7 protein-coding genes are annotated in these 9,097 nt (G+C 67.0%); all 7 read right to left on the bottom strand.

The genetic code is table 11. From position 1 onward, the window contains the following. Positions 1-59: 59 nt before the first annotated feature. Entirely contained in the window at positions 60-827 is a 768-nt protein-coding gene (locus tag GA0115259_RS04880) for an enoyl-CoA hydratase/isomerase family protein (protein WP_093591327.1), read from the bottom strand. Positions 828-882: 55 nt separating this feature from the next. Next, a complete protein-coding gene (locus GA0115259_RS04875) occupies positions 883-2,064 on the bottom strand; it encodes a thiolase family protein (protein ID WP_093591324.1) in 1,182 nt (393 codons plus the stop codon). 59 nt (positions 2,065-2,123) lie between these two features. Continuing rightward, on the bottom strand, positions 2,124-2,981 hold the full coding sequence (locus GA0115259_RS04870; protein WP_093591321.1) for a 3-hydroxybutyryl-CoA dehydrogenase: 858 nt from the start codon (positions 2,979-2,981) through the stop codon (positions 2,124-2,126). 55 nt (positions 2,982-3,036) lie between these two features. Then, positions 3,037-6,288 (bottom strand): fused isobutyryl-CoA mutase/GTPase IcmF, encoded by a 3,252-nt coding sequence (gene icmF / locus GA0115259_RS04865; protein WP_256097905.1) that lies wholly within the window; start codon positions 6,286-6,288, stop codon positions 3,037-3,039. Positions 6,289-6,625: 337 nt separating this feature from the next. Next, positions 6,626-6,832 (bottom strand): ferredoxin, encoded by a 207-nt coding sequence (locus tag GA0115259_RS04855; RefSeq protein ID WP_256097904.1) that lies wholly within the window; start codon positions 6,830-6,832, stop codon positions 6,626-6,628. A gap of 419 nt (positions 6,833-7,251) precedes the next feature. Further along, entirely contained in the window at positions 7,252-8,349 is a 1,098-nt protein-coding gene (locus tag GA0115259_RS04850; RefSeq protein ID WP_093591318.1) for a zinc-dependent alcohol dehydrogenase, read from the bottom strand. A gap of 191 nt (positions 8,350-8,540) precedes the next feature. After that, the gene (locus GA0115259_RS04845) at positions 8,541-9,071 is read right to left on the bottom strand and encodes a MarR family winged helix-turn-helix transcriptional regulator (RefSeq protein ID WP_093591315.1); all 531 of its coding nucleotides are present in this window, start codon (positions 9,069-9,071) and stop codon (positions 8,541-8,543) included. Positions 9,072-9,097: the final 26 nt, after the last annotated feature.

Below are 9,097 nucleotides of genomic sequence, written 5' to 3'. Positions count from 1 at the left end.
GAGGGCCGCGACCGGTTACCCGGTCGCGGCCCTCGTATCTCCTCGTGCTCAGGCCGAGGTCAGCCTCCTTGCCGGGTCCCGAAGGACTCAAGGATCGAAGCGGCGTCCGCAGTACCACACGCCTCAGCGATCACCTTGGCCTCCTCAGCTCCGATCTCCGCACGTGTCGCCTCCCGCAGCCGCAGGAGCCGTTTGGCCTGCCCGAGAGCGAATCCCGGGCCCGCCGCAAGCTGCTCGCCGAGTGAGCGGACGCGTGCCTCCAGCTCTTCGTCGTCCACCACCTCGGTGACCAGACCCCACTGATAGCTCTCCTCGGCTGTGAGCGTGCGGCCTGTCAGGGCGAGATCCAGTGCACGGACCTGGCCAATGGCCCGCGGCAAGAGGTACGACACTCCGCAGTCAGGGGTCAGCCCGACCCCGGCGTAGGCGAGGCGGAACTTGGTCGACCTGGCCGACACGATCACGTCGCAGCTGAGCATCAGGGCCACGCCAGCGCCCGCCACGGCTCCCTGGACCGCCCCGACGACAGGCTTGGGCAACAAGGCGAGCCGTTGCAGGGCATGATCGAAGGTTGTCGCCAGCTCGTGCAGGTAAGCCGACCGATCCGGCGCGGCGATCATCGCCATGACGTCCCCTCCGGCGCAGAACCGCGGTCCTTCACCACTCACGAGCACGGCCCGCACGTCGTCCTGCCCGGCCGCCCGGTCCACCGCCTCGCCGAAGGACTGAGCTGTAGGCAGGTCGATCGCGTTTGCCCGCGTGGGCCTGCCCAGGACTATTCGGGCGATCCCCTTGTGGAGTTCGTAGCGGACGGGGCTCTCTGTCATGGCGCTCTCACTTCCTGACCGGCGCTCCTGCCGGCCGCTGTTGGACTCACGGCGGTCAGACACGCCGGAACAGCGCGGCGAGGGCCTGGCCGCCGCCGATGCACATCGTGACCACGCCCAGCTCCAGGTCACGGCGGACGAGATCCTTGGCCACCCGCAGAGTGAGGATGGCGCCGGTGGCGCCGACGGGGTGGCCGAGCGCGATCGCTCCACCAAAGGGATTGGTCTTTTGAGGATCGAGTCCCGCGTCGCGGATCACCGCGACCGCCTGCGACGCGAAGGCCTCGTTGAGTTCGACGATGTCGATGTCCGAAGGGGACGTACCGGTCATCCTGAACAACTTCTGCAGCGCCAGGACCGGTGCGTATCCCATCAGCTCGGGCTCCATCGCCGCGGTCGCCACCGCTTCCAGCGCCACCAGGGGGGAAAGCCCGCGTTCTGCGGCGACCGATTCCCGGGCCAGCACCAGTGCTGCTCCCCCGTCATTGACGCCGGAGGCGTTGCCCGCGGTGACCGTGCCGTCCGTCTGGAAGGCCGGGCGCAGCCCGGACAGCACCTCCACGGTCGTGTTCGGCTTGGGGTGCTCGTCGGTGTCGATGGACACCGGCTTGCGTCCGCCGCTCTGGACCGGCGTGATCTCTTCGGAGAACGCCAGCTGGGCGGCCGGGCGGGCAGCCCGCCACTGGGACTCCGCCGCAAACTCGTCCTGCTCCCGCCGGGTCACGCCGTACTTCGCCGCCACGTTCTCCGCGGTGATCCCCATGTGTGTGCCGTGGAAGGGATCGGTCAGCATCATCACCGTGCCGTCGAACAGCGTCCGGTCGCCCAGCCGATAGCCGGACCGGGCACCGAAGTCGTAGAACGGCATCCGCGTCATGTTCTCGTCCCCGCCCGCCAGAGCGATGTCCACGCCGCCCCATCGCATCTGCATCGCGGCTGACCACACCGCTTGCAGACCGCTCCCGCAGAGACGGTTGACCGTGTATGCCGGTGTGCTCTTCGGCAGGCCGGCTGCCAGGGCCACGCGTCGCGCGTTGTAGGCGTCCGGCCCGACCTGGCCGATGCAGCCCATCACGACCTCGTCGATGTCCCCGGGGGCCACCTTCGCTCGCGCCAGGGCCTCCTGTGCTGCGATGGCACCGAGTTCGTCTGCGGGGACGTCGCGGAACACTCCCCCGAAGCTGCCGATGGGGGTGCGGGCCCCATCGATGATGAGCACCTTTTCCTGGGACTCCATAGTGTTCCGTGCCTTTCAGCGTGGGGTGTGTAGGTGGGTCAGCCGGCGCACCGGCCTGCTTAGTACGGGTAGAAGCCCTGACCGCTCTTGCGGCCGAGGTGCCCTGCCGTGACCATGCGGCGCAGCAGGGCCGGTGGGGCGTACAGCGGCTCCTTGAACTCCTCATACAACGATTCGGCCACCGACTGGGCAGTGTCCAGGCCGATCAGGTCGAGCAGGCGGAGCGGGCCCATCGGGTGTGCGCAACCAAGCTCCATGCCACGGTCGATGTCCGCCGGACTCGCCGCGCCTGCCTCCACCATCCGCACGGCGGCCAGCAGATAGGGCACGAGTAGAGCATTCACCACAAAGCCGGACTGGTCGGGCGCCTGGATAGCCTGCTTGTCCAGCTGCTCTGCCACGAACCGGCGGGCAACGGCGAGGGTTTCCTGGCTGGTGGTCAGAGCGGGGATCAGTTCGACCAGAGGCTGGACCGGTACCGGGTTGAAGAAGTGCATGCCCACCACCCGTTCAGGTCGGCCGGTGACGGTGGCGAGGTCGATCACGGGTATGGAGGAGGTATTGGTGGCGAGGATCGCCTGCGGATCAGCGATGACCTTGTCGAGTGTCTTGAACAGGTCGGACTTGAGGTCACGGCGTTCGGCGATGGCCTCGATGATTAGCTGACGGTCCGCCAGGTCATCGAGATCACTGGTGAACGTCAGGTGGGACAGCGCCTGATCGCGCTCTTCCGCGGTCAGCTTGGCCCGGCGCACGCCTTGGGCAAGGGAGGCAGTGATGCGCTCACGGCCCGACACGGCGGCTTCGGGGGTGGCCTCGGCCACCAAGACGTCCAGGCCTTGGCGGACGGCGACCTCGGCGATGCCCGAGCCCATGAGACCGCAGCCGACAACGCCGATGCGGGAGATGTTTTCCATGGCAAGTCCTTGGGTGAGGGGAGCACGGAGGCGGACGTGCGGGTGGAGCCCGAGATCAGACGTTTCGGCGGTACTCGCCGCCCACCTTGAAGAAGGTTTCGGTGATCTGTTGCAGAGAGCAGACCCGGGCGGCTTCCATGAGGACGGCGAACAGGTTGCCTCCGCTGGCGGCGGCGTCATGGAGGGCGGCGAGGGCGGCTTGGGCCTCTTCGCGGTGGCGGCCCTGGAAGTCGCGCACCCGGGCGAGCTGGGATCGCTTTTCCTCTTCGGTGGCACGCGCCAGCTCCGTAGCCGCCTGGCCCGCCTCGACGTCGGCCTGAGGGCTGCGGAAGGTGTTGACTCCGATGATGGGCAGCGTGCCGTCGTGCTTGCGCTGTTCGTAGAGCATCGACTCGTCCTGAATTCGACCGCGTTGGTAGCCGGTCTCCATGGCTCCGAGCACTCCACCGCGCTCGCTGATGCGCTCGAACTCGTCGAGGACGGCCTGCTCAAGAAGGTCGGTGAGCTCGTCGATGATGTACGCACCCTGGAGCGGGTTCTCGTTCATGGCCAGGCCCCACTCGCGATTGATGATGAGCTGGATCGCCAGGGCCCGGCGCACCGATGCCTCGGTGGGAGTGGTCACTGCCTCGTCATAGGCGTTGGTGTGCAGGCTGTTGCAGTTGTCATAGAGGGCGATGAGTGCCTGCAGGGTGGTGCGGATGTCGTTGAAGTCCATCTCCTGGGCGTGCAGGGAGCGGCCGGAGGTCTGGACGTGGTACTTCAGCTTCTGGCTGCGCTCGTTGGCGCCGTACTTCTCCTTCATCGCGACCGCCCATATACGGCGGGCGACTCGGCCCAGCACCGAGTATTCGGGGTCCATGCCATTGGAGAAGAAGAACGACAGGTTGGGCGCGAAGTCGTCGATGTCCATGCCGCGCGCCAAGTACGACTCCACATAGGTGAAGCCGTTGGCGAGGGTGAAAGCGAGCTGGCTGATGGGGTTGGCGCCGGCTTCTGCTATGTGGTAGCCGGAGACTGATACCGAGTAGAAGTTGCGCACACCCTCGGAGATGAACCACTCCTGGATGTCGGCCATCATGCGCAGGCTGAACTCGGTGGAGAACAAGCAGGTGTTCTGGCCCTGGTCCTCCTTGAGAATGTCCGCCTGCACGGTGCCGCGCACAGATGCCAGAGTCCGGGCGCGGAGTTCCTTCCGCTCATCGTTTGAAGGCTCACGGCCGTGTTCGGTCTGGAAGGCGTCAAGCTGCTGGTCGATGGCGGTGTTGAGGAAGAACGCGAGGATGGTCGGGGCCGGCCCGTTGATGGTCATGGACACCGAGGTGGTCGGCGCCACGAGGTCGAACCCGTCGTACAGGGCCTTCATGTCCTCAAGGGTGGCGACCGACACACCGGAGGTGCCGATCTTGCCGTAGATGTCCGGGCGTTCGTCCGGGTCCCTGCCGTAGAGGGTGACCGAGTCGAAGGCGGTGGACAGACGGGTGGCCTCCGCGTCCTTGGAGAGGTAGTGGAAACGGCGGTTGGTGCGCTGCGGGTCGCCCTCGCCGGCGAACATGCGTGCCGGATCCTCACCTTCCCGCTTGAACGGGAAGACGCCGGCGGTGAACGGGAAAGAACCCGGCAGGTTCTCGGCGCGCAGGTAGCGAAGCAGTTCACCGTGGTCCGTGAAGCGCGGTAGGGCTACCCGGGGGATACGGGTTCCGGATTGCGACTCACGGGCCAGGACGGTGCGCAGTTCGCGTCTGCGTACCGTGACCACCAGTTCGTTCCCGCCGTAGGCCGCGGCGGTGGCAGGCCACTGCTCGAGCAGGCGGCGGGCCTGCACGGGAAGATTCTCGCGCGCGTCGTCGAGCAGTTGGTCAACGTCGCTCGTGGAGGCTCCGGCAGCGGCGAGTTCGTCGTGCACGGTAGCCAGCCGTTGAACGCGGCTGGCCTGCTCGGCCTGAATGGCGGTCTCCGCGTGGTAGCGGCGCACCGTCTCGGCGACCTCGGCCAGGTAGCGTACGCGGGACGACGGGACGATCTGGGCGGCGCCGCTGGAATGGCGTATCGACACCTGAGGCAGAGTCCCGGGCTCCACCGGCAGACCGTGCTCGACCAGGAGATCGCGCAGGTGCTGGTAGAGGGCGGTGACGCCGTCGTCGTAGAAGGTCGCCGCACTGGTGCCGAACACCGGCATGTCCTCAGGCTGCGAGCTGAACGCTTCCCTGTTGCGCATCAGTTGGCGCCGCACGTCGCGCAGCGCGTCAGCGGCCCCGCGCCGCTCGAACTTGTTGACTGCCACCACATCGACGAAGTCGAGCATGTCGATCTTCTCCAACTGGGTGGCGGCACCGAACTCCGGCGTCATCACGTAGAGCGACACATCGGCGTGGGGAACGATGGCTGCGTCACCCTGGCCAATTCCTGGGGTCTCCACGATCACGAGATCGTGGCCGGCCGCCCGGCAGGCGGTGATGATCTCGGCTAGGGCCTCGGGGACCTCATGCGCCCCGCGAGTGGACAGTGAGCGGAAGAAGACCCGTTCACCACCCAGGGCATTCATCCGGATCCGGTCACCCAGCAGCGCGCCACCGCCACGTCGTCGACTGGGATCAATGGCCAGTACCGCTATGGAGAGCTTGTCCTGCTGATCCAGGCGCAGGCGGCGGACCAACTCGTCGGTGAGCGAGGACTTGCCGGATCCGCCGGTGCCGGTGATTCCCAGTACCGGAACTGATCGCTTCGCCGCCGCCTGTTGCAGGACGCGTATCTGATCCTGCGCGACCGACCCGGTTTCCAGCCCGCTGATCACCCGGGCCAGAGCCAGAGGGGATCCGGCAATGACGTCCGCCGGATCAACCGGTTCCTGCTCCCACAGCACGACATCACACGCCTTGATCATGGAGTTGACCATGCGCGCCAGGCCGAGCCGCTGTCCGTCCTCCGGGGTGAAGATCCGCACCGCTGATCGGGCCAGCCGCTCCACCTCCTCGGGAACGATGACCCCGCCTCCGCCACCGAACACGCGGACGTGCCCAGCGCCACGCTCATGCAGCAGCGCCACCAAGTATTCGAAGTACTCGACGTGACCGCCCTGGTAGGAGGAGATCGCCACACCTTGGGCGTCCTCCTCCAGCACGGCGTCCACCACTTCGGACACCGCCCGGTTGTGGCCCAGGTGCACGACCTCCGCACCTTGGGACTGCAGGATCCGGCGCATGATGTTGATCGCGGCGTCGTGCCCGTCGAACAGGCTCGACGCGGTGACGAACCGCACCGGATGCTTGGGCCGGTACAGCGGCTCATCCGTGATGCCAACGGACACCGGTTCCTCCAGGGTGCCGCCCGTCGGCGGCAGAGATCGGGAATCGAAAGGGCGAGAGGCATACGGGGGCGCGGTGCGGCCCCACCGCTAGGGCGTGTTTCGGAAGTAGCGTCGTCCGCCCGCAGGGCGGGCCTCGCGGCGTCCGGTGCGTGCAATCGCAAGGCGGAGGATCGCCCGTGTACTGGACGTACTCGGGCGACTCCGACAACGCAGCGAGCGTGCGTGCCAGGCGTCGCCGGGCAGACGGGACTTTGAAGACACGCCCTGGGCCCTGTCCGGCAGGGCGCTCCCCTCACACCCCAGGCTCCCTACCTGAGTTCGTGAAGAGCGCGCCCGCTTACTGGTCGCGGAGCGTGAGCGCGCGCGTGGGGCAGGCCTCGACGGCCTCGTTCACCGCGTTGGCGTCGGATTCGCCGACTTCAGCGCTGAGCACGTCGACAAGACCGTCCGTCACGGCGAAGTGGTCGGGGGCGATGTAGGCGCACAGGCCCGAGCCCATACAGACGGAGCGGTCGGCCGCGATGCGGTCCTCTTGTTCAGTCACCACGTCTCCTCGTTATCGCGGTCCTGTCCGATCCCTTGACGCTCGAACATGACCCTCCATAACTTAATCATAATATCCACGAACCCGGGGAGGCTGGAGCATGACACCCGCCACATCTGCCACCGTCCCGATCGAGGATCCGCACCTGAAGTACCAGCAGCAGGCCGGCGCCTGCTCGTGCCGGCCCGCAGGCCAGGCGGGGCCACCTTGGCCACATGGTTGGGGACGGCCGGCCGGCGATCGTCGGCCGGCCGTCCAGTTCGCCAGGCCGCACCGCTCGAACCGAGGCCCCGCGAAGAGACCCGTTCCAGGCTTGGCTCAGGCAGCAGCGCACCACGTGAGATGCGGCCCAACCTGGGGCGCGGGCTCAACGCGACGTACGCGCCTTCGGCGGGACGTCGGCGACGGCCCCCGCCGACTCATTGGCTCGTTTCGCCCGGCTCGACGCGCACATGCAGGGGCTTGTCAGCATCCGGCAGGGACAACGACTCGACCGCCGTAGCTGTCTCCTCCAGCGGATAGGCCTTTGACGGGATGCGGCTGAGATCCAACTCTCCGCTTTCCAGGGCAGAAACGGCGCGGCGCAACGACTTCTCCGTCTTGCTCCATGGGCCGGTCACCGTCAGCCTGCGGCTCACAAGCGTGTCAATTTCGAGGTCGATCGATCGCCCTCGCCCCTTGATTCCAGCAAGGACAAGCCTGCCACCGGATTCCAGGGCACAAAGGGCCTGTTCCACTGCGGACGTCGAGTGCGGCGTCGTATCGATCACCACGTTGGGGCGGTGGTCAAGACGGTCCCTGAGTTCGCTCTCGTCCTGTGTCTCGACGACGAGAGACGTATCCACGCCCATGCGCTCGGCGAGTTCAAGGCGGCCTCGGTCCTGCTGCAGCCCGACCATGGTGACGTGCTCCGCGCCCAGGAAGACCGCCACCAGGGCGCAGGCAAAGCCCCGTGGTCCGGCGCCCAGCACAACTACCCGCGACCTCTCGTCGGCCTGCCCGGCCTCGCCTGTCCACTCGAAGCCGTTGGCCAATGGGTTGTGGAAGGCCACAGCGGCTGTGGAGACCTGCGGTGAGATCGGAATCAGGGTCGCTCGCGGGTCGAGGTACAGGTGGGTGGCGAGACCTCCCCAGAGACCGGGAGCTTGGTCAGGGGACAGCGTTCCGTACGATGCGGAACGGCAGTCACGCCCTGCCGCGCATTCCCTGCAATGACCGCACCTGAGAGCTGAATTGACCACAACGCGGTCTCCCACGTCCACGCCCCACCGAGTTCGCGCAACCTCCCCCAGTGCGATGATCCGGCCGACGGGCTCGTGACCGAGGGTCATCGGCAGGGGGTAACCGTCGAGGGTGCCCGCGTAGAACTCAGCGTCCGAGCCGCAGATGCCGTTGACCTCCACCTCCAGGACCCCATCCTCCTCGCCGAGCTCCGGCAGGGGAAACTCTCGGATTTCCAGTTGCCGCGGTCCGGTCACAACGGCGGCTCGGGCCCGGCCGGGTGCGCGCTTGGACATACACTCCGCCTCTCAAACGTAAATATTACGCGCATACTTTTTAGGTACCGCAAGGACCTGCTTCACAGACATAGCGCCGGGTCAGCGATCGAGGGTCCAACTCCGTTTCACGCGAACACGGCCGCCAGGACCGAAACGGGGACGCCAATGCGTCCTCCAGACAGCCAGCTCGCAGGGCGCGCGCACGGCGACTACGGCCAGCAGCCGAGAATCCCACCCGGCAGGACCACCGCGACCGGCCGGCCATGCGCGGGGCGGCCAGTCAGGGCATGGTCACCCAGTCGGCAGTCGGCCAGGCAGGACATGATCGCCGCAGCCGCCACCAAGGTCGCACGATCAGACTCAGAAGGGTGCAGCTCGATCGGCTGGGCCAGCCGGGCGCCGCGGTGCTCGACGATCGACTCGACAAGCCGCCGGCCGGCATCAGTGACCCTGAGCAGGGTCTTTCGGCCGTCCGAGAGGTCTGGTTCCCCGCAGACCAGATCCTGCTGCTTCAGCACGCTGACGATCTGCGCGACGGATTGCGCGCTCACATGCCCCGCCTGCGCGAGCTCACTGACCGTAATCGGCCCCCGTTCGACAATGCGGCCAAGGACGGAGAGCTGCGACATGGTCTGCCCGGTGGCAAGCGGGGCTTGTTCACCACGCAATCTGGCACGCATACGCGTCATGGCCAGCGACAGTTCAACCGCCGGCGCAGGCGGGGTGATCTTCCTGTCCACTCTTTCACACTAGCCTATACTCAGGA

It is taken from the genome of Streptomyces sp. MnatMP-M17, assembly GCF_900091995.1.
Taxonomy (GTDB): domain Bacteria; phylum Actinomycetota; class Actinomycetes; order Streptomycetales; family Streptomycetaceae; genus Streptomyces.
This window is presented reverse-complemented; position numbering and strand designations above follow the sequence as displayed.